The organism is Peptoniphilus sp. (assembly GCF_034090345.1).
In the GTDB taxonomy this organism is placed as follows: domain Bacteria; phylum Bacillota; class Clostridia; order Tissierellales; family Peptoniphilaceae; genus Peptoniphilus.
Genome location: NZ_JAXDSS010000015.1, coordinates 36,976 through 62,046, shown reverse-complemented (window position 1 = coordinate 62,046; position 25,071 = coordinate 36,976). Strand labels below are relative to the sequence as shown.

Below are 25,071 nucleotides of genomic sequence, written 5' to 3'. Positions count from 1 at the left end.
AAAATTTATCCTACTACAACTCTTACATTTCCAACATCACATAACTTTTGCATATGATTTAGCACAGATTGAGAAGAAGTTTCCTGTTCATTCAAAACTATCACCATCTCATTACAATCAGTTGACATACTTAATGATTTAAGCTTTAACTCTCTTCGTCTGAGTGTCATTGCGATTCTCAAAAAAGAATCCATACCTTGTAATAAATTTGCATAAACTTTTGTCTCCATAACTTTCTCCTCCTAAATCCTAAAATAAAAAAATCTTTCGTCCTTTCACATTTGTGAAGAGACGAAAGATATATAAACTATTTTCCGCGGTACCACTCTTCTTCATCTTTAAAATGATGCTCTCAATTCAACAATGAATATCTCTATAACGGGAGATCCCGACAATACTTACTCCTCTTTCAGTATCATTACTCAATGGCGATTTTCAATAAAACTTGTATTGTGTCTCGCACCAACCGACACATCTCTTTAAAACTCACTTTATCTACTCTTCCATATCAGTATTTTTTAACTTTTACTTATTATAAATGATGAAAAATATTTTTGCAACAGTTTTTTAAATTAAATTTCCATTTTTATCTTTTACCGTTTGTATAAGTTCAATTTTATTTGAAAAATCTTTATCCCCTATGACCCTATATAGCTTAGGAATAACGTGTATATATCCATGCTCATCTTCCACTTCAAAATTAACTTGAACTTTATCATTCTTTAAAAATTTGTACTTTCTACTCTTTATATCTCCCCTCATATAGTTTGTTCCCTTATCAGTTGGTATAATTGAGTGCCTATATTTTTCTCTATCATTTACTAACAATACAAAATCAATTTTTTCCGGTATTTTATTCCATTTCCCTTGAAAAGTAGTATATATTTCACCATCAAATTCAATTTCAAAACCATCATCTTTATCTTTTTCTTTAAAAAAATCATATTCCCATGGTGCATTAATATAACATTCACCTAAAACAGTATTTAAAACACTGTCTTCATAATTCAAATTTTCTACCTCTTTAACAGATTCACTATAAATATTAAGCAATCCTAATTTTAAATTACTATTTATTGGTAAAACTTCCCTGTATATATAATTTCCATTTTCTAATTCAGTATTTTTTTCAATACCATTTACATTAATCAAAACCTTTGAATTATTAAAACTCCTTTTTAAAGTCAAACTAACTTTGCACTCTACTGTATTATTCTCTATGTTCAAATTATTGAATGAAATATCTTTTTTCATTAAAATTGATTTATTTCCTTCTTTTAATTGATGCAACTGCGATTGTATTTCGCTTAATCTAAGATTATTATTTACTATTTGGTCGTTCAATGAAATTATTTCACTCTTTAAATTTAAATATCCTTTATATAATAAAAAAACAATCAAAGCTATAAAGAAAATTTTAACTTTTTTGCTCATAACTCCTCCACCAATTACAATATATATTATATTTTCTCTATATTTATTATACTAACGCAATACAAATAAAAATACAAAACTTATTAACTTAAATTATCTAATTTAAAATATTATTTCACTCAATAAAAAAGGAGAAGAAATTTACTTCTCCTCCTCTATGTCTTACTTAAAAGTTACTTCAAAATTGTACATATTAGAATCATCAATGCTGTGTTTTGGTGTAGCTTTAACATAAAAACTCTTGCTGGAATATGTTTTTGGCATTTTTGCCAAAATCTTTTCCCCTGGCTTTATATCTATCTGCTCACCTAATATTGCTCCATAATTATCTAAAAAATAGATTGTTGCTTCTTTATTAAATTCTGAACTCTTTATCTCTATGTCTTTAATCAATTTAAACTCTGCTTTTGCAATAGGGTTAGGACATGCTACTCCCAATGGTTGATTTGATTCAACAACATATTCTCGATTTATAAAATTCCATCCAACAATCAATGTTCCAAGTAATACAATGGCAATACTAATCAAAATTAATTTTATTTTTCTCTTTATAATACTCATCTAACAACACTCTCCTTATAGATATTACTTTAAATCATCAATGTTTTACGTTACCCAATTACTAAATTATATATACATTATATCACCGCAAAAAAAATACTTTTTTAAAATTTCCAACAAAAAACCTACTATTCTAAATCACTCTTAAAACAGTAGGTTTGAAATCTTATTCAGTTATTGTTTTTTCTGCAATTTCTTTTTGTAAGTCAGCTATGAAATCTTCAACTTCAACGTCTTTGATTTCTTCTCCGTTTCTCTTTCTTACAGAAAGTTTTCCACTTTGAATTTCTTGTTCTCCAACTACAAGCATATAGTTAATTTTCTTAACTTGTGCTTCACGTATCTTGTAGCCTACCTTTTCTGCTCTTCCATCCAATTTAACTCTTAATCCGGCTGCTCTTAACTTATCAGCAACTTTGTTTGCACCTTCTGCAAATTTGTCTGATACAGGTATTACTGCAACTTGTACTGGAGCTAACCATAGTGGGAATTTACCTGCAAAGTGTTCAATTAAAATTCCAAGGAATCTTTCTATTGAACCGAATAATGCTCTGTGTAGCATTACAGGTCTTGCCTTTTCTCCATTTTCATTTATATAAGTCAAGTCAAAGTTGATAGGCATTTGGAAATCAAGTTGGATTGTACCACATTGCCATGTTCTTCCAATCGCATCTTCAAGGTGGAAGTCTATCTTAGGTCCGTAGAATGCTCCGTCCCCTTCGTTTATAGTATATTCCATTCCTCTATCTTTTAAAGCTGCTTCAAGAGCTGTTTCTGCTTTGTTCCAAGATTCGATATCACCCATAAAGTCATCAGGTCTTGTTGAAAGCTCTACTGTGTATTTAAATCCAAAAGTTCCATATAATTTATCTGCTAAATCGATTAGCTTGAATACTTCTTCTTCAATTTGAGATGGTAGACAGTATACATGGGCATCGTCTTGAGTAAATGTTCTTACTCTGAATAGTCCGTGTAGTGCTCCTGAAAGCTCATGTCTGTGTACTTGACCGTATTCAGCAAGTCTGATTGGAAGTTCTCTGTAAGAGTGTGGGCTTGAAGCGTACACTATTGTAGAACCTGGGCAGTTCATAGGTTTTACTGCGTAATCTCCACCATCTATTTTAGTGAAGTACATATTTTCTTTATAGTGGTCCCAGTGACCACTCTTGTGCCACAATTCTTCGTTTAAAATTATTGGAGTTAAAATTTCTCCATATCCATTTTGTATAAGTTCATCTCTCCACCAATTTAATAATTGGTTTCTAACCAACATTCCATTTGGGTGGAAGAATGGGAATCCTGGACCTTCTTCGTGCATTGTGAAAAGTTCAAGCTCTTTTCCAAGCTTTCTGTGATCTCTCTTTTCAGCTTCTTCCATTCTCTCAATGTATTCATCAAGTTGTTTTTTCTTTTCAAATGAAATACCATAAATTCTTTGAAGCATCTTATTGTTCTCGTCGCCTCTCCAATAAGCTCCAGCTATTGAATTTAATTTAATTGCTTTAATATTTTTTACTGTATCAAGGTGCGGTCCTTTACATAGATCGTAAAAATCTCCAATTTTGTAAAGAGTTATATTTTCATCTTTTAAGCCTTCAATAAGTTCAAGTTTGTAATCTTGTTCTTTTTCTTTGAACATTGCTATAGCTTCAGCTCTTGGCATTGAAAGTTTTTCAACTGCTGGAGCTTCTTTTATAATAGCTTTCATTTCAGATTCGATTTTTTCTAAATCTTCAGGTACAAATCTATGCTCAACATCTATATCATAGTAGAATCCATTGTCTATTGCAGGTCCTATTGCAAATTTTGCATCTGGATACAATCTTTGTATTGCATAAGCCATAACGTGAGAAGTTGTGTGCCAGAAAATTTGTTTTCCTTCTTTGTCTTCAAATTTTACAACTTTAAAATCACAATCTTCATTTACAACTTCAAGTTTCCCTCTAACTTCGCCATTTACAACTGCACCAACTGCTGCTCTTTCAAGTCCTTCTGAAATATCAAGAATTAATTCTTTTACAGTTTTTTCTGAATCATATTTTCTTTCTGAACCGTCTGGTAATCTTACTATCATTTTCTCCTCCAATATATTCCACAATATCTTAGTGGATACAGCGAAACCTAAACAATAAAAAAAGCCCAACATCCCAAAAGGACGTTAGACCGTGGTTCCACCTTAATTGCTCCTCAAAAGTCTTATCGCGACCTACACGCTTCGCATTACCGAAGTACTCAGGGTTAGTTTTCATATCGTTACTCAAAGCCTTTCACCAACCGGCTCCTCTCTAAAGAGATAGTTATACTACTCGTCCCTTCAACGTTGTAAGATATGATAGCACAACTTGGGAAAATAATCAATAATTTTATTTTCCTTAATTCAATTTACATTTTATGAGTAATGGGTATAATATAAAAGCAAAATTTTTTAAGAAGGAAAAATTATGAAAATTAGCGCACGTAACGTGTTTAAAGGTAAAGTTGTTGAAATTCAAAAGGGAGCAGTTAACGGAATCGTTAAAATCGACCTTGGAAATGATGTAGTAATCACTTCATCTATTACAAATACTGTTATCGAAGAATTTGGTCTTGAAGTTGGAAAAGAAGCAAGCGCAATCGTAAAAGCAAGCAACGTAATGGTTGGTGTTGAATAAATAAGAGAAGGAATTACCTTTTTGATAGTACAAAAAATCCAGGAGAAATTTCCTGGTTTTTTTAATTCCATTATACACTAATAGTTATAGCAATTTATAATACTTACTTTTTTGTTCATTAGCTCATTATGATTCTCTTTAATTTACATATAACTTATTCTTTCAAACTTTGTCTATTTAATATATTTCTCATTATCAAATAACCAACAAAAAATATTAAAAACATTATTAAATACGCCATAGGATATACATAATCTCCTACATTAACAATTTTAAAAATAGATTCAAGAATAGGCCCCGTAATAATTGGATCAGTATCTATTATAAAATTAAGTATTATTTGATAAATTAAATTTTTACTTTTTATATAAAGTAATCCTAATACAAATCCACCTACAATAGCAAATAAAGCCATTAAAACAGTCTCTAAATGAATAATCCCAAATGGTACTGCCATGATAAATACGATATATTTTTCATTTAGTTTATTGGCTCTATAATAAATGTATAGTAATAATTATCAAAAAATTTTGAATTAAATTACTCAAAATTACAAATAAAAATAAACTTTAATACAGTATATTGTAGTTCTACAAGCCTTGAGCTGTTATAACTGCACTTGCCAAAACTTCGGATGCTGTTTTTATTCCACTATCTGCTGCATGATAATATGAATGGTGTAGTGCTTGATTTTCTGCGCCAACTATTCCACTTCCAAACCAATACATAAATGACGGAACGTTTTGCATTATAATTGCAAAGTCTTCACTAGCCATTGTCGGTTTTATATCAATTATATCTTCTCTTCCAACTATTTTCCCAGCAGCTTTAACGGCTAAATTATACATTTCTTCTGAATTGAACGTTAGAGGGATATCTTCATGGTATGTAATTTTATAATCACATTCATAGGCGGAACAAGTGTCTTTTACAATTCTCTCCATTCTATCTTTGGCTCTTGTCATAGCTTCACTACTCAACGAACGAATTGTAGCTGTCATTATTGTATTGTCTACAACTAAATTTTCTTTACTCCCGCCGTTTACATAATTTATAGAAAATACAACTTGTTCAAAAGGGTCTATATTTCTACTCAAAACAGTTTGTAAAGACATTATCACAGCTGAAGTACAAACTATTGGGTCAATATTTAAATGAGGCATTGAACCGTGTCCTCCTCTTCCAATAATTTCTATTTCCAAATTTGTCTTTGCTGACATAAGTGCTCCATTTTTGCAAATTACTTTTCCTGCAGATACTAAAGGCCAATTGTGTAGACCGAAGAACATATCCGGTTTTGTAATTTCTAAAAGTCCTGCTTCTAACATTTCTTTTGCACCAGTGGTAGTCTCTTCAGCTTTTTGGAAAAGTAAAATAGTATTTCCTTGCATTTTACTTCTCAATTTACTCAAAATTATTGCCGCTCCAAGTAGCGAAGCAGTATGAAAATCATGACCACAAGCATGCATTACTCCATCAACTTTTGACTTATACTCCCAATTATACTTTTCTGTTTGGCTGATTGCATCTATATCACATCTAATCCCTATGGTCTTCCCCTCTTTAGCTCCTTTTATTTTAGCAACCACTCCCGTTTCAACGTCAAGTGGAATTATCTCAACTCCATCAATTGTACTCAAAATTTCTTTTATATTTTTTGTAGTGTTGAACTCCATATTAGAAAGTTCTGGATATTCGTGCATATGGTGTCTAAATTCTAAAATTTTGTTTTCTTCTTCTCTTGTAAGTTCTATATTCATTTCTTCCTCTATAAAAAAGAGCCTGAAATAAATCAGACTCTAAATCTAAATCTCGATAATACTTCCTATATCGATTATATTACTTTCTGTTAAAAACTCAAAATTTTCATTATTAGCTTCTAAAAATTTTATAATTTTATCTTTTGATGAATGCCCTTCTAATACACCTGTAAAAAACAATCTATCTCCTACTAAACCTGTCGCACCGCCAATAAAACCGTATTCAAAATTTCTAAGTTCAATTTGTTTGTGCTCAATCAACAATATATTTGAAATATTTTTTAATTTTTCATAAATATCAACATCTGAAGTTACTAGACAATTTTTACCAACTGCAAGATTGCATTTTGTATAGCCTTGCTTTACATCTATAAGGTTAAAATCTCTCTCTTTATAAAATTCCAAAACTTTTTTATCTGTAAATTTTAAATTATGAATAAAAAGATTTTTATAAACTGCAAAATTAAGTTTTACATGGTTTGGATATGGACTTTGAATATTTTCAATTTGAATTATTTTTTTGTTCTTAAAAATATTCGAATAATACTCTATATTTTGTGAATCCACAGCAATGGTTTCTTCGTCTAACTTTCTTATTAGAATGTCAGGGTGTGCATCTATTCCCTCATATATTTTTGAATTAGGAAGTGTGGTTACAACTTCACCATAATTTTTTAATTTAGTTTTAATTGTTTCGTTTGTATAGTAATCTACAACTATCATTTATCTCATCATCTCATACATCAATATTGAGCCCGCTACGTTTACATTCAACGATTCAATGTTTTGAGTTTTTATATATATTTTTCTGTCGGCCAAACTTGAAATTTCTTTTGAAACTCCCTTTGCTTCATTTCCCAAAACTAATACAGTATCTTTTTTAAATTCAAAGTCTTTGGATATTTCCCCACCGTTTACATCTGTAACTATAATTTCAAAACCTTTTTCTCTGAGTTTTAAAACTTCTGCTTTTTCTTTTAAAATGTGAATTTCGGTTCTAAAGATAGATGCCATTGTTGAGCGAATGAGTTTTGGATTGTATAGTTCAACGCACTCCGGTGTCATAATAAGCTTAACTCCAAAACCATCAGCACTTCTTATAATCCCACCAACGTTTCCTGGGTCTCTCACATCGTCAAGCAATATATATTTTCCATCTCTTATACTTTCTATTCCCGTACTGTGAATTTGCTCAAAGTATGCTATCACACCTTGTGAATTAACTGTATCTGAAAGGCCTTTAAATATTTTATCTGATATTATATAAATTTCAGTTTTTATATTTAATTCCAAAAGCTCTGAAAGTTTAGATTCGCTCACAGCTATAAATTTTGGAATTTTATATTGAAGAGCTTCATTTAAAACAACGAAGCCCTCTATATAAAATAAATTTTCTTTATCTCTGTATTTCTTTTGTTGTAGTGATTTTAAATATTTATAAATTTTATTTTCTTTGCTATTTATATTTATCATATTTTATTCAACTTCTCTATTGAAACTCTCAACAAATCCTTATTCTTGTCATATTTTTGAATTGTATCTAATAAATATTCTGTGAGCTCTTGTGTTGACTCACTGTTCATAGCTCTTCTAACTGCCCAGTTAAATTCCATTTCTTCTTCATTCAATAGTAACTCTTCTTTTCTAGTACCTGATTTGAAAATGTCAATTGCAGGGAAAATTCTCTTTTCAGACAACTTTCTATCTAAATGAACTTCCATATTTCCGGTACCTTTAAATTCTTCAAATATTACATCGTCCATTCTTGAGCCTGTGTCTACTAAAGCAGTTGCCAATATTGTAAGAGAGCCTCCTTCTTCAACATTTCTTGCAGCTCCAAAAAATCGCTTTGGCTTGTGTAGCGAAAGTGGATCAAGTCCACCTGATAGTGTTTTTCCACTTGCCGGAGTTATTAAATTATATGCTCTTGTAAGTCTTGTAAGTGAATCGAGCAAAATTATTACGTCCTTTTTCTGTTCAGCTAATCTCTTCGCCCTCTCTATTGCAGCTTCAGCAACCTTTGTATGATTTTTAGGTTGTTCATCAAATGTTGAATAGATTACTTCTCCCTTTACAGATCTCATCATATCTGTAACTTCTTCCGGCCTTTCATCTATTAGTAAAACCATTAAATGTGCTTCAGGATAGTTTTTAGAAATTGAAGATGCTATTTTTTTCAAAAGTGTAGTCTTACCGCTCTTTGGTTGAGATACTATAAGCCCTCTTTGACCTTTTCCTATTGGGGCTATCAAATCGATCATTCTTGTTGCAGTGTCTTTTGGATCACTTTCAAGAATGTATCTTTGATTAGGATAAATTGGGGTCAAATTATCAAAATAAGGTCTTTTTACAATCTTATTAGGCTCTATTCCATTTACTGATTTAATATATATTAGTGCATTGTAGGATTCTCCTTCTTTATCAGGTCTAGGCACACCTACTATTTCATCTCCATTTCTAAGTCTAAACCTTCTAATCTGACTCGGAGAAACATATATATCGCCTTCTCCCGGAATATAATTATTTACTCTTAAAAACCCATATCCATCTTGATATAAATCTAAGATACCACTCACATAATTTATATCTTCCATATCCTCAACTATTTCTGTTGCATTGTCTGATAACTCTGAAACATCTATTGTCTCTTTCTCATTAGTATCTTCTGAAATAAAATCTTCATAAAATTCATTAAATTCTTCTGCGTCTTGGTCAGATTGAATATTTAAAATTCTATCTACTATCTCTTGTTTCTTTAATGTATATGATTTTTCTACTCCAAGTTCATCTGCCATTTCTCGAAGTTTTATAAGTGTCATTGAATTAAGTTTGGATCTGTTTATATCTTGATCTGATAAGTTAACTTGAGTTTCTAAAATGGTTTTAATCAATTCTTCTTTCTTTAATTTGTATGAGCTCTGCACACCCATATCTGTGGCAATTTTTCTCAAATCAATTAAAGATAACTTTTCTAAAAATTCTTCGTCATAACTATCTATTATTGGCTTTTTACCACTTACTATATAATTATAGTAGTCTCCGCGGGTTAAAGACTTATGGTCTATTAACCCCATGGAAACCGCTATATTTCTTAAATCATCTATAGTTTTATTATTTAATACTTCGCTATTGAAACTATTATTAGGCAATTTTCCCTCCAAAATTACTTAGCATATTCAGGTTTTTGAGATAGTTTGTGTTGTGATTTTACGTATCTTGCTGTACCACTTGGAAGTCTGAGCACTAATGTTTCAGTAGTAGCAACATCTTTTGAAATAAATTTAACTGCATCTAAAAGTTCCCCTTTTGAAACTCCAGTTGCTGAGAATACAACTTCATCGCCCTTTACTAGATCATCTATTGTATAAATTTTATCTAAATCAGCATTTAAAGTTTTACATCTTTCAACTTGTTCTTCATCTGATGGCGCAAGTCTTCCTTGGAAATCTCCACCAAGACACTTGATTGCCGCTGCTGCTATTACTCCTTCAGGTGCTCCACCTATTCCAAGTAATAAATCAACCCCTGAATCTTCAAAACAAGTTTCAACTGCAGTTATGATATCTCCTTCTGAGAAAGATTTTATTTTTGCACCAAGCGTTCTAACCTCATCTACTATTTTTTGATGACGTTCTCTATCTAGTATTGCAACTGTTATGTCTTCAACATTTTTATCTAATGCTTTAGCCACTCTCTTTATATTTTCGGTTGGAGAATCATTTAAATTTATACACCCTTTAGCTTTAGGCCCACATGCTATTTTATCCATATACACATCTGGTGCAAATAATAGACATCCTCTTGGCGCCATTGCTATTACAGCTATTGCATTGTTCATACCCTTTGAAACTGCTGTTGTTCCGTCAACCGGATCCACTGCAATATCAACTTTATCTGCATTTAATTTGCCTTCACCAATTTTTTCACCTATGTAAAGCATAGGTGCTTCATCCATCTCACCTTCTCCGATTACAACTTCTGCATCGACTTCGATTTGATCAAGCATTCTTCTCATGGCATCTACAGCTGCTCCGTCAGCTCCGTTTTTATCTCCTTTGCCAAGCCATTTTGCCGCATTTATTGCCGCTGCCTCTGTAACTCTTGCTAAATTAAGCGCTAAATTTCTGTTCATTAAAATTCTCCTTTTGTCTTAACTGTTTTAAAATCTTCTAAAAACTTCTCTATCCCTGAATTAGTTAAAGGATGTGAAAGCATTTGTTTGAAAACTTTGTAAGGTATTGTTGCAATATCCGCTCCAGCCTTCATACACTCTAAAACGTGGCCTGTGTGTCTTACTGAAGCTGCAATAACTTCTGTTTCAATACCATAAATACTAAAAATTAGAGCTAAATCTCTGATGAGCTCCATTCCATCTTGTCCTATATCATCAAGTCTGCCTATAAATGGACTTACATAGCTAGCACCGGCTCTTGCTGCCAAAAGTGCTTGATTAGCAGAAAATATCAAAGTTACATTTGTCTTTATACCTTCTTTAGACAATACTTTAACTGCTTTTAATCCTTCATCTGTCATTGGAATCTTAATTACAATATTATCTGAAATCTTTACAAGTTCCATAGCTTGAGCAACCATGGTCTCTGCATCAAGTGCTGTTACTTCTGCAGAAATTGGTCCGTCTACTATTTCAGTGATTTCTTTGACAACATCTTCAAAAACTTTTCCCTCTTTTGCTATTAAACTCGGGTTTGTAGTTACTCCTGAAACAACTCCCCATGAATTAATTTCTCTTATTTCTTCTACATCTGCAGTATCGATAAAAAATTTCATATATTTCTCCTCTCTAATAGCACAACACTTTGTGCCGCTATTCCTTCTTTCCTTCCTTCAAATCCTAATTTTTCAGTTGTTGTGGCTTTTATAGACACATTTTCAACGTCTGTCTTTAAAATTTTAGCCAATATAGTTCTAATAGCTTCTATATGATTTTTTAACTTAGGTTCTTCGCAAATAACTATAGAATCTAAATTCCCTATCATATAACCTTTAGATTCCATAACTTCAACAACTCTTTCTAGTAAGATTTTAGAATCTATATCTTTGTATGCCATGTCAGTGTCAGGAAATAATTTGCCAATATCTCCCAAGGCAAGAGCTCCCAAAATTGCATCCATTATCGCATGTATCAAAACATCTGCATCTGAATGTCCCAAAAGTCCCTTTTCATATTCTATTTTCAGACCGCCAAGGAACAAATCCCTTCCTTCAACTAATTTGTGTACATCATACCCTATGCCTATCTTCATATGTCACTTCCTATTAATGCTTCGGCTAAAATTAAGTCTTCTGGAGTAGTTATCTTTAAGTTACCATAGTCATTCCAAACCAATTTAACTTTTCTTCCGGTTTTTTCCACCAAAGAACAATCATCCGTTCCATAATAGCCTTCTTGATAAGCTTGATTATAAGCACTCATCAAAACTTCTTTAAAAAATACCTGTGGAGTTTGCACTGCCCAAAGTTCATTTCTATTTGGAGTGTAGTCTACAGTTTTACCATTGTGAGAAATTTTTATAGTGTCTTTAACTGTATTTGCAAGAGTTGCAGCTCCTGTTTCAAAAGCCGCTTCTATAACTTCATCTATCTTAGATGGTTTAACTAGAGGCCTTGCTCCATCGTGTGTCAAAACTATTTTTGTATTATCTGGAATTTGTAAAAGACCATTGTAAATTGAATCCTGTCTTTCCGTTCCACCGTATACTATATTATAAGGTATATTTATTTTTAAGGTTTCCAATATGCCATTCAAATAGTTCAAGTCTGTATCCTTTATTATAATTGTCAAATGATCAATATATTTTGACTCCAATATCTTTTTTAATGTATGAGATAATATCTTATCCCCGCTTATTTCTAAAAACTGTTTATTTAAATCAGTTTTCATTCTTCTACCCATTCCAGCTGCTGCCACCATAGCGCTCACATATTGCCCATTTATCATCAGTCCAACACTCCCAGTGAATAATTTATTATATCTCCAGCTATAGGGGCTGCTATTTCTCCTCCAAATTGTTCAACGTTTTGAATAATTACTGCTACAGCAACTTCAGGGTCTTTTGCAGGTGCATATCCTACAAACCAAGCATTATACTTATCTGCATCCTTAGATATCTGCGCTGTCCCAGTCTTTCCTGCAACTTGAGCTCTTCTTATTTTGGCAGTTTTCCCGGAACCACTTCGCACTACATTCACCATCATATCACCTATCTGTTTCGCAACTTCCGGAGATACTGCTTCTGATAAAACTTGTGGTTCTCTTGTAAATATATTAGAACCTTCAGGTGATTTTATATTACTTACCAAGTATGGAGCCATCATCTTTCCCTCATTAGCTATTGCAGATGCTACCATACACATTTCTAATGGCGTAGTTAGAATATCTGCCTGCCCTATACCGGCACTCGCCAAAGCATGTTGATCCCAATGCGCGGAATTGAACGAAGATTTTGCAAGATAAGTTGTATTTGTATTTAAATCAAAGTCCACTTTTTTATTCATCATAAATCTCTCTGCAACTTCTACAAATTTATCTTTTCCAACTTCTGCAACTTTATTTGCAAAATAAGTATTTACAGAATGAGTAAATGCTTTATTTAAATTAAGATCTCCATACTCTTTTCCACCTGCATTTTTTATTGCACGGCCCAAAATTTCTTCTTCTCCAGTATCTTTATACTTTTGGTCTATTCCAGATTCTATTATTGCTGCAGTAGATATTATCTTAAAAATAGAACCCGGAGCATATCCCCCTTGAATTGCATTATTAAAAAACGCACCATTATTTTGCTCAACTATGGCGCTATAATCAGAATCTATGTTTTGAATATTAAAGTCCGGATAAGACACCATTCCTAAAATTTCTCCAGTTTTCGGATTCATAACAACAGCTGCACCCTTTTCTCCACTTTCAGCTAATTTATCTCTTATATACTGTTGTATTTTAGTGCTTGTTGTCAATGTCAAATCATTTCCAACATCAGAATCTACTTTATTATTAAAGAATGCACGGATTGACTTCAATGTACCGGAACCTTCAATCCCCAAAAGTTGTTTGCTATATGAGGCTTCTAACCCGGAACTGCCCTTAGTCTTACTTGAATACCCAACTATATGTGCATAGGCCCTTGGATGAGGATAAACTCTAGTATATTTATACTTTTCTCCTTCGGTTTGGGCTAGTACTTCTCCATTCCTATCTACTATAGTCCCTCTCTTCAAAGCTGCAACTTTAATTGCATCACGCCTATTGGCAGGATGTTTTACAATTTCTTTAGCATCAAATATTGTAAAATAACTCAAATAAAATATCAAACCTAAGAACATTATAATAAGCCCCACAAGGACCACTAACATTCTCCTATTTTCTTTTATATTCATCTCTATCCCTCGTACTTATATGACATATCTTCACTTGTTACCTGTAGAACCCCAAGAGCTATGAAACTTGAAAGCATTGAAGAACCGCCATAAGATACAAACGGCAATGTCAAACCTGTCATAGGTATAAGTTTTATTACTCCACCTATGTTTAAAAAGCATTGTACTGCAAATAAAATTCCAATGCCTATTGCAAGTATTCTGTAAAATTTAAATTCTTGTCTTATGCTTATTTTTACAGCTCTATATGCAAGCAATAAAAACAACATTATAATTCCAATTCCGGCAAATATTCCCATCTCTTCACATATAACCGGGAATATAAAATCTGAGCTTCCTACCGGAACCAGCTTAGGAGATCCTAAACCAATTCCCTTGCCAAAGAATCCCCCTTCAGCAATAGCAAATAGAGATTGAACTATTTGAGCCGAGCTCTTATATATTGTCTCAGGATTCCACGGATCTAACCAAATTCCTATTCTAACTCTCACATGTCTAAACAAAAAATATCCTACAACACTACCCACTATAACTAAAAGAATATTTAACAAAATCATCTTTCTATCTTCTTCATATATAAATTGTATACCTGAAAAAATTGAAAGAAATATTGCTGCTGTTCCCAGGTCCTTTTGTATAAAAAGTAGCCCTATTAAAAAATACACTACTCCCATCAACAAAACAGATTTATACTTAAATTTCTTTGGTATTTTGTATTGATACTCTGTGTAATAAGATGCTATTAAAAATACTAATACTATTTTTGTAAGCTCTGTAGGCTGTAATAAAACACTTTCACTAAGCTTTATCCAGTTTTTTGAACCCCCTCTTTCAACTCCAAACACCAAAGTTATGAAGAATAAAAACAAAGAAATCGCCACATAAAAATATGTCCAATTCTCTATTTTTCTAAGAGCTCTCATCACAAAATAAGTTATATAAAAAACTAATATACCAACCAATGCCCATACTAACTGTTTAAGACCTAAATCAGGATTTAATCTGTATATGGTCAAAATCCCTATGGTTAACAGCATGGAAACAATGAGGAAAATATAATTGTCCCCAGTTGATATCCTACCTAATATAAAATTTGAAATATAAATTACTGAAATTAGCCCAAAAAATAATATTACTATATATTTGTCTACATGTTGGTTATTAAAAAAGAAAAGCAATAGCACTGCTAAAATTTCAAATACTAAGAGTAGATTTCTTGGTTGATCAGATCTAAAAACTTTACTAATCATCTTCTACCCCCTGTCATCCACGAATAAAAGTTGTATGAATCCCACACCAATTTTATCCCCGTTTCTCAATTCTATTATATCGTGAACTTCCTCACCATTTAAAAAAGTGCCATTTGCAGAATTTAAATCTTCTAAGAAATAAACCCCATCTTCTTCCCTGATTTCAATATGTTCTTTTGAAACAAATTTATCTTTTATAGTAATATCACACTTTGAAGATCTTCCTATAACTGTAATGCCTTTTAAAACGTAAAATTCATCCATTTTAAAATCTAAAGAGTCTAATCGATTCACAACTTTTAAATAAGCTGCATCCATATAAGATCCTTTCATATCCATTTTTTTTATATCCATGTATATAAGTCTTATAATACTTAATAAAAATAAATATATTATAACTATGAATACATATCTTAAACCTTGTGAGATTATTTCAAACATTGTGCACCTCTATAAATTTCTATTAAATATAATATCATAAATGGAAATACTTTAAAACTATAACAATATTAATTAAAATCAAGCTTTTACCACTCAAAAATGTTAAAATTTAATTAGGTGATAAAATGATTATTGAAAAAATTGTATTTCTAAATAAAAATAAAAAATATTCCATATTTTTTAGTAATGGGACTGGTGTAGAAGTCGTTGAAGATACACTGGTCAAATTTAATTTATACAAAGGCATGGAAATAGAAGATGATGAAATTTCAAATATAAGAAAACAAAATCAAAAATTTGAAGCAGCAAACTCTGTATTTAGATATATACAAAATAAAAAAACAGTTAGAGAAGTTAAAGACTATCTCTCGAAAAAAGGTTATGATGAAGATATTGTTGAACTCACTTCCAATTATTTAATTGAAAAAGGCTATATTGATGATAAAAAATATGCCTCTGCTTTTGTTCACGACAAGCTCAAAATTAATAAATACGGTAGAAATAAAATCAAAAATCATTTATTAATGCATGGGATAGATAAAGATCTTGCCGAAATAGCCGTTCTTGATTTAGACGAAGATATTGAATTTGAAAATTTAAAACTCCATGCTCAAAAAAAATTCAATACTTTAAAAAAAGACCACAACACAAAATCAAAATTGATAAACCACCTTATTTACAAGGGGTATCAATACGATATGATAAAAGAAATTTTAAAAGAGTTTGACTTTAAATATGATAGATAAAAAATATTATGTATACCTATTAAAGTGTAGAGATGATTCTCTCTATTGTGGATACACTATAAACTTAGAAAAAAGAGTCGCTACTCACAACAATAAAACCGGAGCAAAATACACTCGTGCTAGAACTCCCGTAGAGTTAGTGTTTTATGAAATTTTCAACACCAAAAGTGAAGCTTTAAAAAGAGAATATGCTATAAAAAATTTAAGTAGGGATAAAAAACTTCTTTTAATAAAAAACTTTAAACCTCCAAAATAAAGAACTCCTGAAATTTTATCAGGAGTTTAATTTATCTTCCGTTTTGTACTATTCCAAAAATTAGGGCAACTAAAAGCGAAATAACGCCACTTGAACACCCTATTAAAAATATTGCTATCGAATTTACATTGGCTGGATTAAATAAATCATTTATTACAGAAAATAATACAAATATTCCTATTGTAATTAGAAAAATACCAGGTAAATACTTTGCAAACTTAAGCCTTTTAGCTACCATACTAATAGCAATTGTAACTGCTATAGTGATGACTATTGCATAAATCGAAAGCATTATAAATTCTGTATTTCCTCCAACAAGTTCCATAATTTTCGACATCTTACACCTCTAATTTGTATTTAATTTTTTTCTAACTTCAATTGAGTTATTTCCTACATATCTTTCAATCTGAACAATTTCAGAACCTTGTGGTATTTCTATAGAATATATTTTTTTCGAACCTAATTCTGCGTTAACTATATTATAAATGTTCAAAGTACTATTTTCCATAGTCACAATAAATCTATTGTTAGATGAGATGACGGCATCTCTTAAATCAGGTAAATATGTTTTGATATTTTCAAAAGGCATATTGAGTTCTGCTGTATGATCAAGAATTCTATTTATATCTACTCCTAAATCAAACCACACATCTTCTTTGGCAGAATCTCTATACGACATAAGACCGAATACCATAAACTTTCCATCTTTTCTCTTTATCCCAAAATTAACATCGTTTATATATCCTTCTTCACCGTATTTTAATGCTTGCTTTTTAAAAACTTTATCTCCATCATCAATTAATTTTGAAAAAGGAATACCTCTATCTTTTTCAATATCGTCTGTATACTTAAAAACCAAACTATTTCTGCCCTCTATAGTCTCTTTTCTCAAGCTTAAATAATCATCTGAAGCATACATTATTTCATTAATTTCAGAATCTGAATCTAAATTTTCTTTTTTTTCTTCTCCATTTTCATTTTTCAATGTAACTTGTTTATTATCTTCATCTATAGATAATAATCCTTCATCAGTCGGAATTTTTAAACCTTTTGATTCTTCAACAGATTCCAAATCATCATTGTTGAATTTCAAGTAAAAACTTCTGTATTTTATATTGTTTTCATTTTTATATTTTATTCCCAATAAAATACCATTATCTTTTGAATTTGCATCAAGTTGTTCTTTTAAGTTTATAAGTTTTGATTCTCCTCTACTTTTTATACTTTCAAATTCCTCTTCACTGATATCTTCAGATACTCTTGATAATTGTAAAAATACTCCATCTAAATATACATAACTTTCATTTTCTTCAACCTTCAAAATCTGATAAACCAAATCTTTTGAGTTATATAAGTTGACAATAGTTAGTTTTTCTTTGTCAATACCCAATGCACTTGGTTCAATTTGATATTTTCTTCCCAAAAATTTCTCTGTATTTACCACCTTAGACCTTATCGAAGGATTCTCAAAATAATATCCATCTATTATAAAACCCTTATTGGAAAAATATACATCTGAGCCTATTTTATCTTTGTAATCAAAATATTCTCTATCATTTTTTACAAATATGACTTTTGTAACAGTCCAACTCCCATTTATTGGAGTTTTATTGATCTTTGGCTCAGTTATGTTTCTCATATTAGTGTTTATAAAAGAACATCCTGTAAGAGTCATAATCATAAACAAAAATGTTAAAATTTTAATTTTCTTCTTCATCTTTTTGTACCTTTATTATAGGAAGAGTTACCTTTACAGTAGTCCCAATATTTTTTTCAGAATAGATATTTAACTCACCTTGATGTAGATGGGCAATCTCATCAGCTATTGAAAGGCCTATACCACTATGACTCTTTGAATGTTTTCCCTTATAAAACTTTTCTTTTACATGTTGAATTTCATCCTTATCTATTCCTTGCCCATTGTCAGTTATCAAGACTACTATAACATTTTCTAATACGTTTGATGTCAATCTAACAAACCCATCAGTTGCTGTAAATTTAATAGCATTATCTAATAAATTTATAAGTAATTGTCTTATCCTATTTTCATCTCCTATTAAAATTGCTTTCTCAGGGTCTATATTCGACTGAAATTCAATCTTATTAAGTTCTGCTCTAGGCCTCATTTGCTTTGCTATGTCATTTAGCACATCAGTAATATTCAAAGTGTCTTTTTCTAATTGTATTCTTCCTGAAATAAATCTTGAGAAGTCCAACAGTTCTTCAACCATTTTAGACAGTCTGTCAGTTTCATTTTCTATTATATTCAAACCATCATTTATAAGAGTTCTCTCATCTTCTCTTGCATTTTTTAAAACTACCGCCCAACCTTTTATTGAAGTCAACGGCGTTCTAAGTTCATGTGATATTGATGATATAAAGTCATTTTTTATCTGCTCTCTCTTAATTATTTCTTCAGCCATAGAATTTAACGTACTACCAAGCTGACCAAACTCGTCCGGAGTATTTAACTCAGACCTAATTTTATATTGTCCATCTGCCATCTTCGTTGCAACAGAAATCAATTCTTTCATTGGTTTTACTATTGAGTTTGCTAAAATCAAACTCATTATAGTAGTTATAATAACTACTATAAATCCTAATCCTAGTATTCCAAGAGAAGTTTTTAATATTTCCTTATTCGGTTCTTCCAAAGAACTTATAAATCTCAAATAACCTATGTCCATTCCCGCTGAATTTCTCAATTTTCCAGTCAATGCCATTACATTGTCATTTGTATAATTGTTTGAACCTATATAAGTTATTTTCGTTCCATTTTCAGCTGCTTTTACATCATAAGTAATAATTTTATCAGTTGGCATTGCCCCTATCGAATCATATATTACATATTTGTCATTATTTAAAATCTGTACTTCTGAATTAGTATTAGCCCATAACATTTCTGTATCTTCTAAAATTAAATCTTCCAATGTTCTGTCAGAATAAAATTTTTCAAATGAATCAATGGACAAATTGAGCCTCGAAGAAAGTTCATTTTCTATATTTGAATAATAAAAACTTCTAAATCCAAATATTAAAAACAAGCTTATTATAGCTATTGTTAGTATAATAATAAACAGGAAATTTTTTACAAGTTTTTTCCCTATTGAATACTTCAACTTACACCCCTGACCATCTATATCCTATTCCCCAAACTGTTTCTATATATACAGGTTTGGCAGCATTTTTTTCTATTTTGGAACGTAACCTTCTAATATTTACATCAACAATTTTAGAATCTCCTATGAATTCCTCTCCCCAAACCATTTTCAAAATTTCATCTCTCTTTAAAGCTTTGCCTGGGTTCTCCATAAATATTTTCATTATTTGATACTCCGTCGGAGTTAAAATCAATTCAATATTATCTTTATAAAATCTTCTTGAATAAGTATCAAGTTTGAATGGACCATCAATCATCATGCTTTTTTCTGTATCTTCTATTTCAAGTCTTCTCTCTAAAGATTTTATTCTAAGCGTCAGTTCTGTAGGATTGAATGGCTTTGTCATATAATCATCTGTACCATACTGTAAACCCATTATTTTATCGTAGTCTTCAGCTTTAGCTGTTAGCATTATTATGCCAAGATTTGGAAATTCTTCTCTTAGTGTTTGGCATACTTCAAATCCGTCTATTCCTGGAAGCATAACATCCAGAACAACAATTTCCGGTTTTACTTCCCTTGCTATACTTATTCCATCTTCTCCAGTTCCAGCTTCATATACATCATAAAGCTCTCTTTCCAAGTTTATCTTAACAAATTTTCTAATGGATTCTTCATCCTCTACTAAAAGTATTTTCGTCATATTATACCTTCTTAAAAAATTCCCTTCTTTTTTATTTCAACTTTCACGGTTTTAGGATTTATTCCTTCTACTTTAAATTGTTCAGGAAATTCTATTTTAGGTGTTACTTCATAGAATCCTACTCCTAAATCCTTTAAGTTTAAAATTACTTTTACATCTTCTTTTTTTATAGTTAAATCTTCTAAAACATTTTTTTGAACAAACTCAATGTTCAAACTGTCTATATCTGATATTGCTTCTTTATCTTTTAAATTTTCAAATATTATATCTTCTTTAAAAAAATTAATGCTAGTTTTCTTGGGTGTCAAATCTTCTGAAGACGCCACAATTTTTACATCTTTATCTACAAGCCCAACTCCATCAGGGAGCACAAGCCCAACTTCAGCCCTCTTACCTAATAAGCTCTTTACATCTACCGGTTGTGTAGTAAGTTCAGTTATGCCATTTATTACAGCTGAATTCCCCCTAATCATTACAGAACTTGGTTCTATAGAAAATGCTTGAGTATCCATACCCTCTGGGATCTTGCCTACAATATTTAATCTTATTGGAACAGTCATAGTCTTAAGCACCGGTACTTCAATATCTATTGAACTTGGCGTTATAGATACATCTTCTATTTCTACTCCATCTTTATCGTAAGCTAATATCTCACCTGTTTTTACACCACTCTTAGACATACCTGTAACATCAACTTCAGAAACAATTTTTTCTATTCCATGAACTAAACTTGAAGGGCCCTTTACTTCAACTTTTTCTGAAGGCTTTATATTTCCAAGAACATATCCCTCTTCTAAATCTCCAATAGTTGATATAAATGCTTCCATTTTTTCATTTATAACTTCGTCTATCTTCACTGTAACTCTTGACGGTTCCTTAGATACTACCCTAATTCCACTACTACTAGTATCCAAACTTACCTTTATCGGTATACTGCTTTCGCCTTCTGAATATCCTGAAAGATTAACTGAAGCTGAAATATTTTCTCTATTCATTCTGCTTATTTCAGAAGTTTTCCCTGAAATAGAAATGTCTGTTCTCAACTTCATATTTGAGACTATTGCTAAATTATGTTCTTTTATTTCAGCTAAATTTTCAAAACGCACATCTATATCTTTATAAGTTACAGTCCTCTCTGGATCTACTTCACTTCTAACATATGACCATAAAAAAAGTGAAAATATTATAGATATAAATTTAAACATAGTATTTTTACTCATTTTTCGCATTTTTTTCACCGCCAAATTTCCATTTAAATAAAGCATTTTGATTTACTAATGATGGATTGTATATCTTATTTAAAATTGTTTCCAATGTTTCTAAATCCAAATATCTTGAAATCTTCCCTTTCTCAGCCACAGATATAGACCCGGTTTCTTCACTTACCATTATACTTAAACAGTCTGATTTTTCACTTATACCAATTCCCGCTCTATGTCTTGTTCCAAGCTCTTTAGATATATTGTCCGAGTCACTTAAAGGCAAGAAACAAGATGCCGCAACAATTCTATCTCCTTTTACTATAACAGCTCCATCATGAAGCGGGGTATTTGGGATAAAGATGTTTATAATCAAACTGCTAGATACTAAGCCATCAACTTTAGTACCGGTTTCTACAATTTCATTTAATCCCGTTTGCCTTTCAATTATTATAAGTGCCCCTATTTTTTGACGTGCCAAAGAACCAACAGCATCACATATTTCAGTAACTGTCTTAGGTACCACTACAACTTCTCTTGAGTTTCTAAAAGAGCTTGAAGACCTTCCTATCAATTCAAGTCCTCTTCTAAGTTCAGGTTGGAACACAACTAAAATTGCAACTATTCCCCAAGTCATAACCTTGTCCAACAGCCAATATATAGTGTAAAACTCTCCCCATTCACTAAGCTTAGTTAAAATTAAAATTACAATAATACCCTTTGCTAACTGTTCCGCACGTGTGCCTTGCCAAAGTTTTAGACAATTATATGTTAGGACTGCAATTATAAAAATGTCTATTATATCTATTATTCGTATATAATTAAAAATTTCTTGTAGATTCATTTATATCTCCCGTTTAAATGTCACATCCGCTTGAATTATTATTGTTAAAAACAAGCCAGCAGCTATCAATATATCTCCTACACTTATAATAGTTTTATATGGAAAAGGTAAATAAATTATATCCGAAAGCCAATATATTTTAGGATTTTCAAAAAGCCCATGGCTTAAGCTCTTACCTTCCAGTATTACTTTAGCTCTATTAATTGGAATTTTATTTAAAAGCTCATACTTTACCGGCATCTTTTTATTAAGAATTATAGGAATTGAATTTAAAATAAAACCCATTCCTATTATATTCATGCCCTTATTTTGTAAATTTAATAAAAGTCCTGTTCCCAATAGTAAAAGATACAGCACATGTATAAAACTATAATAATTTATAAATAACTGAGTTAAAATCCCAAAATCATATATAGTAAAAACTGTGAGCATAACATCTATTAGAACTCCTATAATCAAAATCCACAAATGTTTTATATTTATAGTGTTCAATTCAGTTTTCCCAAATACTTTTGCAATTATTATCCCAAAAATAAATGCTAAAATAATCATCTTTATTCTCCTATAATATCATAATTAACTATCTCTTATCAAAAAAGGATTTATCAATCAATTGACCTGATGATAAATCCTCTTCCTTCGTGTACTATTATTTTCCCTGTGTCGCCTTTTAATTCGTTACTGACACCTCTAATTTCACTTGTCAAAATTTTTAATTCATCAGCCTCATATTTCATTCCGTATGTAGAATAAATCATTTCCTCACTAATGGCTATAACACTTATATAAATGTGTTCATCTTTTTCAAAAAAATATTCTCCTTTTTCAACATACTCTATTATATTGTTGTTGTCTACTATTGTAGCTTTTGATCTGCCAAATAACTTTTGCAGCAAAAATATATTTGCCAATGTATGGTCTAATCTTGTGCCAGTAGCTCCTAATATCACTATCTCTTCAAATCCTCTTTCAAGTAATATATCTATTGCTGCTTCTGTATCTGTAAAATTTTTGACTGTATTGTACACGTTCTTTTCTATATTATTATCTTCAATAAATTTTCTTCCATTTTCATCTATGGAGTCAAAATCTCCAACTATTAAATTAGGTAAAGTATCTAATTCATAAAAATTTTTAATTCCACCATCACAACATATTATATATGAATCATTCAAATATTTTTTTAATATCTCTTCAGATACTTTGTTCCCGGCGGAAACAACTACTCCTCTCACTTTTCTATTTCCTTGAATAATTCTATTGCCTTCATTGGGTCTTCTGCTCCAAATATTGCTGAACCTGCCACCAAAAAATCCGCTCCACTTTCATAAACTTTAAGAGCATTTTCTAATTTAACTCCGCCATCTACTTCAAGTATACACTCAGGATTTTCTCTGTCTATTATTTTTCTAACAGATGCTATCTTTCCATAAACTTGTTCTATAAATTTTTGTCCTCCAAAACCTGGATTTACGCTCATAATTAAAACTAAATCTAAATCTTTAATCGTATAGTCAAGTATATTTAAATTTTCTGCTGGATTTATAGCCATTCCTGCTTTTACACCCTTTTCTTTTATCAAGTTTAAGGTTCTATTTAAATGTTTTGTAGCACTTGGATGAATTGTGATTATATCTGCCCCAGCCTTTACAAAATCATCTATATATCTTTCAGGCTGTTCTATCATCAAATGCACATCAAAAGGTATATCTGTAATATTTCTAAGCTGAGCTATTATATCCGGTCCAAATGAAATGTTTGGGACATACACACCATCCATTACATCAAGATGTACATAATCTACCTTAGATTTATTCATTATTTCAAATTGTTCTCTTATTCTGGTGAAATCACATGCTAATATTGATGGCGAAATCATGAGTGCTCCTTTTCTTTTAATTCATTGTATATTTGTAGGTAACTTTTATATCTTGATTCAGGTATTTCTCCTTTTTCTACTAATTTTTTTATTGCACATCCAGGTTCATTTATATGACAACAGTCTTGAAATTTGCAATTTCCTCTGTTTTTTTCAAACTCTCTAAAATATTCTTTTAGGTCATCAGCTTTTATATCTAATTCAAAGCTTGAAAATCCCGGAGTATCAAATACATATGTATCTTCATCTCCTGATATTATTTCAACGTGTCTTGTAGTGTGAGTCCCCCTCTTAGTTTTTTCTGAAACATTTCCTACTTGTACTTCTTTTTTTAATATATTACTTATTACAGTAGATTTTCCAGCAGCAGATACCCCTGATAAAGCTGTTGTCTTTCCTTTTAAATATTCTCTTAATAAATCAATTGTAAAAGTATATTTATAAGATATCAAGAAAGTTTTGAACCCGGCTTTTCTGTATATTTCAAAAAGGTACTCTCCCTCTGATTTATCTAAGTCATATTTATTAATTGCCACTAAAATTTCAACCTCTTCTTCATAAGAAGCAATTATTTTATCTACTAAGTTTAAATTATATACCGGGTCCTTTGTAGGTATAACCACTAAAACCTGATCAACATTTGCAACTTTTGGCCTCTTTAATATATTTTTTCTAGGATATATCTTTTCAATATACCCTAGATTATTTTCCATTTTAAATTCAACTATATCTCCAACTAATGGTTTTTTATCTTCATTCCTAAAAAGTCCTCTAGCTCTAGTTTCATAAACAACTTCATCTCTCATCACATAGTAAAATCCGCCCGTAAGTTTTACAATTTTACCTCTCAT

At 30.9% G+C, this 25,071-nt stretch carries 29 protein-coding genes and 1 other annotated feature; of the genes, 3 read left to right on the top strand and 26 right to left on the bottom strand.

Annotated elements, in window-relative coordinates:
• Positions 1-5: 5 nt before the first annotated feature.
• The 4 genes from SOR77_RS01370 to thrS form a co-directional block, all read right to left on the bottom strand.
• A complete protein-coding gene (locus SOR77_RS01370) occupies positions 6-230 on the bottom strand; it encodes an ACT domain-containing protein (protein WP_004821420.1) in 225 nt (74 codons plus the stop codon).
• A 54-nt stretch (positions 231-284) separates the two neighbouring features.
• Positions 285-521 (bottom strand) — a binding site (T-box leader).
• A 46-nt stretch (positions 522-567) separates the two neighbouring features.
• Positions 568-1,434: a hypothetical protein gene (locus SOR77_RS01365; protein ID WP_320635417.1), complete on the bottom strand. Its 867-nt coding sequence runs from the start codon at positions 1,432-1,434 to the stop codon at positions 568-570.
• A 162-nt stretch (positions 1,435-1,596) separates the two neighbouring features.
• Complete coding sequence (locus SOR77_RS01360) at positions 1,597-1,995, bottom strand: hypothetical protein (RefSeq protein WP_320635416.1); 399 nt, start codon at positions 1,993-1,995, stop codon at positions 1,597-1,599.
• A gap of 166 nt (positions 1,996-2,161) precedes the next feature.
• Positions 2,162-4,069 (bottom strand): threonine--tRNA ligase, encoded by a 1,908-nt coding sequence (gene thrS / locus SOR77_RS01355; protein WP_320635415.1) that lies wholly within the window; start codon positions 4,067-4,069, stop codon positions 2,162-2,164.
• Between the two features lie 367 nt (positions 4,070-4,436).
• Between thrS and SOR77_RS01350 the strand changes: the two genes are divergently transcribed.
• Positions 4,437-4,646 carry a TOBE domain-containing protein gene (locus SOR77_RS01350; protein ID WP_320635414.1) on the top strand — a complete coding sequence of 70 codons (210 nt, stop codon included), beginning with the start codon at positions 4,437-4,439 and terminating at the stop codon, positions 4,644-4,646.
• A gap of 154 nt (positions 4,647-4,800) precedes the next feature.
• Here the strand turns inward: SOR77_RS01350 and SOR77_RS01345 are convergent, their stop codons facing one another.
• The 12 genes from SOR77_RS01345 to SOR77_RS01290 form a co-directional block, all read right to left on the bottom strand.
• Entirely contained in the window at positions 4,801-5,151 is a 351-nt protein-coding gene (locus tag SOR77_RS01345) for a type II CAAX prenyl endopeptidase Rce1 family protein (RefSeq protein ID WP_414153377.1), read from the bottom strand.
• An 85-nt stretch (positions 5,152-5,236) separates the two neighbouring features.
• Positions 5,237-6,406 carry a M20 family metallopeptidase gene (locus SOR77_RS01340; protein ID WP_320635413.1) on the bottom strand — a complete coding sequence of 390 codons (1,170 nt, stop codon included), beginning with the start codon at positions 6,404-6,406 and terminating at the stop codon, positions 5,237-5,239.
• Between the two features lie 45 nt (positions 6,407-6,451).
• A complete protein-coding gene (locus SOR77_RS01335) occupies positions 6,452-7,129 on the bottom strand; it encodes a DUF6873 family GME fold protein (RefSeq protein ID WP_320635412.1) in 678 nt (225 codons plus the stop codon).
• Entirely contained in the window at positions 7,130-7,879 is a 750-nt protein-coding gene (locus SOR77_RS01330; RefSeq protein WP_320635411.1) for an RNA methyltransferase, read from the bottom strand.
• Positions 7,876-9,480 (bottom strand): transcription termination factor Rho, encoded by a 1,605-nt coding sequence (gene rho, locus SOR77_RS01325; RefSeq protein ID WP_414153376.1) that lies wholly within the window; start codon positions 9,478-9,480, stop codon positions 7,876-7,878. Before rho ends, SOR77_RS01330 begins: the two co-directional genes overlap by 4 nt.
• Positions 9,481-9,569: 89 nt before the next feature.
• Positions 9,570-10,538: a class II fructose-bisphosphatase gene (gene glpX / locus SOR77_RS01320; RefSeq protein ID WP_320635409.1), complete on the bottom strand. Its 969-nt coding sequence runs from the start codon at positions 10,536-10,538 to the stop codon at positions 9,570-9,572.
• On the bottom strand, positions 10,538-11,194 hold the full coding sequence (fsa, locus tag SOR77_RS01315; RefSeq protein WP_320635408.1) for a fructose-6-phosphate aldolase: 657 nt from the start codon (positions 11,192-11,194) through the stop codon (positions 10,538-10,540). The genes glpX and fsa overlap by 1 nt, the downstream gene beginning before the upstream one ends.
• Positions 11,191-11,670, bottom strand: coding sequence for a 2-C-methyl-D-erythritol 2,4-cyclodiphosphate synthase (gene ispF / locus SOR77_RS01310; RefSeq protein WP_320635407.1), 480 nt, complete (start codon positions 11,668-11,670; stop codon positions 11,191-11,193). The genes fsa and ispF overlap by 4 nt, the downstream gene beginning before the upstream one ends.
• Positions 11,667-12,365 (bottom strand): 2-C-methyl-D-erythritol 4-phosphate cytidylyltransferase, encoded by a 699-nt coding sequence (gene ispD, locus SOR77_RS01305; protein WP_004821391.1) that lies wholly within the window; start codon positions 12,363-12,365, stop codon positions 11,667-11,669. Before ispD ends, ispF begins: the two co-directional genes overlap by 4 nt.
• Entirely contained in the window at positions 12,365-13,801 is a 1,437-nt protein-coding gene (locus SOR77_RS01300) for a penicillin-binding protein 2 (RefSeq protein ID WP_320635406.1), read from the bottom strand. The genes ispD and SOR77_RS01300 overlap by 1 nt, the downstream gene beginning before the upstream one ends.
• A 2-nt stretch (positions 13,802-13,803) precedes the next feature.
• Positions 13,804-15,051 (bottom strand): FtsW/RodA/SpoVE family cell cycle protein, encoded by a 1,248-nt coding sequence (locus tag SOR77_RS01295; protein WP_320635405.1) that lies wholly within the window; start codon positions 15,049-15,051, stop codon positions 13,804-13,806.
• 3 nt (positions 15,052-15,054) lie between these two features.
• Positions 15,055-15,492 carry an FHA domain-containing protein gene (locus tag SOR77_RS01290; protein WP_320635404.1) on the bottom strand — a complete coding sequence of 146 codons (438 nt, stop codon included), beginning with the start codon at positions 15,490-15,492 and terminating at the stop codon, positions 15,055-15,057.
• A gap of 125 nt (positions 15,493-15,617) precedes the next feature.
• Between SOR77_RS01290 and SOR77_RS01285 the strand changes: the two genes are divergently transcribed.
• On the top strand, positions 15,618-16,238 hold the full coding sequence (locus tag SOR77_RS01285; protein WP_320635403.1) for a regulatory protein RecX: 621 nt from the start codon (positions 15,618-15,620) through the stop codon (positions 16,236-16,238).
• Positions 16,228-16,494, top strand: coding sequence for a GIY-YIG nuclease family protein (locus tag SOR77_RS01280; RefSeq protein ID WP_320635402.1), 267 nt, complete (start codon positions 16,228-16,230; stop codon positions 16,492-16,494). Before SOR77_RS01285 ends, SOR77_RS01280 begins: the two co-directional genes overlap by 11 nt.
• 31 nt (positions 16,495-16,525) lie before the next feature.
• On the opposite strand, the gene SOR77_RS01275 is transcribed toward SOR77_RS01280, so the two are convergent.
• The 10 genes from SOR77_RS01275 to rsgA are packed head-to-tail and all read right to left on the bottom strand — an operon-like array spanning position 16,526 to position 25,071.
• Entirely contained in the window at positions 16,526-16,831 is a 306-nt protein-coding gene (locus SOR77_RS01275) for a cytochrome C biosynthesis protein (RefSeq protein WP_320635401.1), read from the bottom strand.
• A 9-nt stretch (positions 16,832-16,840) separates the two neighbouring features.
• Entirely contained in the window at positions 16,841-18,211 is a 1,371-nt protein-coding gene (locus tag SOR77_RS01270) for a hypothetical protein (RefSeq protein WP_320635400.1), read from the bottom strand.
• A complete protein-coding gene (locus SOR77_RS01265) occupies positions 18,195-19,613 on the bottom strand; it encodes a HAMP domain-containing sensor histidine kinase (RefSeq protein ID WP_320635399.1) in 1,419 nt (472 codons plus the stop codon). Before SOR77_RS01265 ends, SOR77_RS01270 begins: the two co-directional genes overlap by 17 nt.
• Before the next feature lies 1 nt (position 19,614).
• Entirely contained in the window at positions 19,615-20,298 is a 684-nt protein-coding gene (locus SOR77_RS01260; RefSeq protein WP_320635398.1) for a response regulator transcription factor, read from the bottom strand.
• An 11-nt stretch (positions 20,299-20,309) separates the two neighbouring features.
• On the bottom strand, positions 20,310-21,527 hold the full coding sequence (locus tag SOR77_RS01255; RefSeq protein ID WP_320635397.1) for a YbbR-like domain-containing protein: 1,218 nt from the start codon (positions 21,525-21,527) through the stop codon (positions 20,310-20,312).
• Positions 21,511-22,341, bottom strand: coding sequence for a diadenylate cyclase CdaA (cdaA, locus tag SOR77_RS01250; protein ID WP_320635396.1), 831 nt, complete (start codon positions 22,339-22,341; stop codon positions 21,511-21,513). The genes SOR77_RS01255 and cdaA overlap by 17 nt, the downstream gene beginning before the upstream one ends.
• Positions 22,342-22,893 (bottom strand): DUF5317 domain-containing protein, encoded by a 552-nt coding sequence (locus SOR77_RS01245; protein ID WP_320635395.1) that lies wholly within the window; start codon positions 22,891-22,893, stop codon positions 22,342-22,344.
• Positions 22,894-22,946: 53 nt separating this feature from the next.
• On the bottom strand, positions 22,947-23,576 hold the full coding sequence (locus tag SOR77_RS01240) for a thiamine diphosphokinase (RefSeq protein ID WP_320635394.1): 630 nt from the start codon (positions 23,574-23,576) through the stop codon (positions 22,947-22,949).
• A complete protein-coding gene (rpe, locus tag SOR77_RS01235; protein WP_320635393.1) occupies positions 23,573-24,220 on the bottom strand; it encodes a ribulose-phosphate 3-epimerase in 648 nt (215 codons plus the stop codon). The genes SOR77_RS01240 and rpe overlap by 4 nt, the downstream gene beginning before the upstream one ends.
• Positions 24,217-25,071 carry a ribosome small subunit-dependent GTPase A gene (gene rsgA / locus SOR77_RS01230; RefSeq protein WP_320635392.1) on the bottom strand — a complete coding sequence of 285 codons (855 nt, stop codon included), beginning with the start codon at positions 25,069-25,071 and terminating at the stop codon, positions 24,217-24,219. Before rsgA ends, rpe begins: the two co-directional genes overlap by 4 nt.

Excerpts from the sequence above, each read along its gene's own strand:
- SOR77_RS01370 (WP_004821420.1), bottom strand. The coding sequence starts at position 230 with ATGGAGACAAAAGTTTATGCAAATTTATTACAAGGTATGGATTCTTTT.
- SOR77_RS01365 (WP_320635417.1), bottom strand. The coding sequence starts at position 1,434 with ATGAGCAAAAAAGTTAAAATTTTCTTTATAGCTTTGATTGTTTTTTTA.
- SOR77_RS01360 (WP_320635416.1), bottom strand. The coding sequence starts at position 1,995 with ATGAGTATTATAAAGAGAAAAATAAAATTAATTTTGATTAGTATTGCC.
- thrS (WP_320635415.1), bottom strand. The coding sequence starts at position 4,069 with ATGATAGTAAGATTACCAGACGGTTCAGAAAGAAAATATGATTCAGAA.
- SOR77_RS01350 (WP_320635414.1), top strand. The coding sequence starts at position 4,437 with ATGAAAATTAGCGCACGTAACGTGTTTAAAGGTAAAGTTGTTGAAATT.
- SOR77_RS01340 (WP_320635413.1), bottom strand. The coding sequence starts at position 6,406 with ATGAATATAGAACTTACAAGAGAAGAAGAAAACAAAATTTTAGAATTT.
- SOR77_RS01335 (WP_320635412.1), bottom strand. The coding sequence starts at position 7,129 with ATGATAGTTGTAGATTACTATACAAACGAAACAATTAAAACTAAATTA.
- SOR77_RS01330 (WP_320635411.1), bottom strand. The coding sequence starts at position 7,879 with ATGATAAATATAAATAGCAAAGAAAATAAAATTTATAAATATTTAAAA.
- rho (WP_414153376.1), bottom strand. The coding sequence starts at position 9,480 with ATGGGGTTAATAGACCATAAGTCTTTAACCCGCGGAGACTACTATAAT.
- glpX (WP_320635409.1), bottom strand. The coding sequence starts at position 10,538 with ATGAACAGAAATTTAGCGCTTAATTTAGCAAGAGTTACAGAGGCAGCG.
- fsa (WP_320635408.1), bottom strand. The coding sequence starts at position 11,194 with ATGAAATTTTTTATCGATACTGCAGATGTAGAAGAAATAAGAGAAATT.
- ispF (WP_320635407.1), bottom strand. The coding sequence starts at position 11,670 with ATGAAGATAGGCATAGGGTATGATGTACACAAATTAGTTGAAGGAAGG.
- ispD (WP_004821391.1), bottom strand. The coding sequence starts at position 12,365 with ATGATAAATGGGCAATATGTGAGCGCTATGGTGGCAGCAGCTGGAATG.
- SOR77_RS01300 (WP_320635406.1), bottom strand. The coding sequence starts at position 13,801 with ATGAATATAAAAGAAAATAGGAGAATGTTAGTGGTCCTTGTGGGGCTT.
- SOR77_RS01295 (WP_320635405.1), bottom strand. The coding sequence starts at position 15,051 with ATGATTAGTAAAGTTTTTAGATCTGATCAACCAAGAAATCTACTCTTA.
- SOR77_RS01290 (WP_320635404.1), bottom strand. The coding sequence starts at position 15,492 with ATGTTTGAAATAATCTCACAAGGTTTAAGATATGTATTCATAGTTATA.
- SOR77_RS01285 (WP_320635403.1), top strand. The coding sequence starts at position 15,618 with ATGATTATTGAAAAAATTGTATTTCTAAATAAAAATAAAAAATATTCC.
- SOR77_RS01280 (WP_320635402.1), top strand. The coding sequence starts at position 16,228 with ATGATAGATAAAAAATATTATGTATACCTATTAAAGTGTAGAGATGAT.
- SOR77_RS01275 (WP_320635401.1), bottom strand. The coding sequence starts at position 16,831 with ATGTCGAAAATTATGGAACTTGTTGGAGGAAATACAGAATTTATAATG.
- SOR77_RS01270 (WP_320635400.1), bottom strand. The coding sequence starts at position 18,211 with ATGAAGAAGAAAATTAAAATTTTAACATTTTTGTTTATGATTATGACT.
- SOR77_RS01260 (WP_320635398.1), bottom strand. The coding sequence starts at position 20,298 with ATGACGAAAATACTTTTAGTAGAGGATGAAGAATCCATTAGAAAATTT.
- SOR77_RS01255 (WP_320635397.1), bottom strand. The coding sequence starts at position 21,527 with ATGCGAAAAATGAGTAAAAATACTATGTTTAAATTTATATCTATAATA.
- cdaA (WP_320635396.1), bottom strand. The coding sequence starts at position 22,341 with ATGAATCTACAAGAAATTTTTAATTATATACGAATAATAGATATAATA.
- SOR77_RS01245 (WP_320635395.1), bottom strand. The coding sequence starts at position 22,893 with ATGATTATTTTAGCATTTATTTTTGGGATAATAATTGCAAAAGTATTT.
- rpe (WP_320635393.1), bottom strand. The coding sequence starts at position 24,220 with ATGATTTCGCCATCAATATTAGCATGTGATTTCACCAGAATAAGAGAA.
- rsgA (WP_320635392.1), bottom strand. The coding sequence starts at position 25,071 with ATGAGAGGTAAAATTGTAAAACTTACGGGCGGATTTTACTATGTGATG.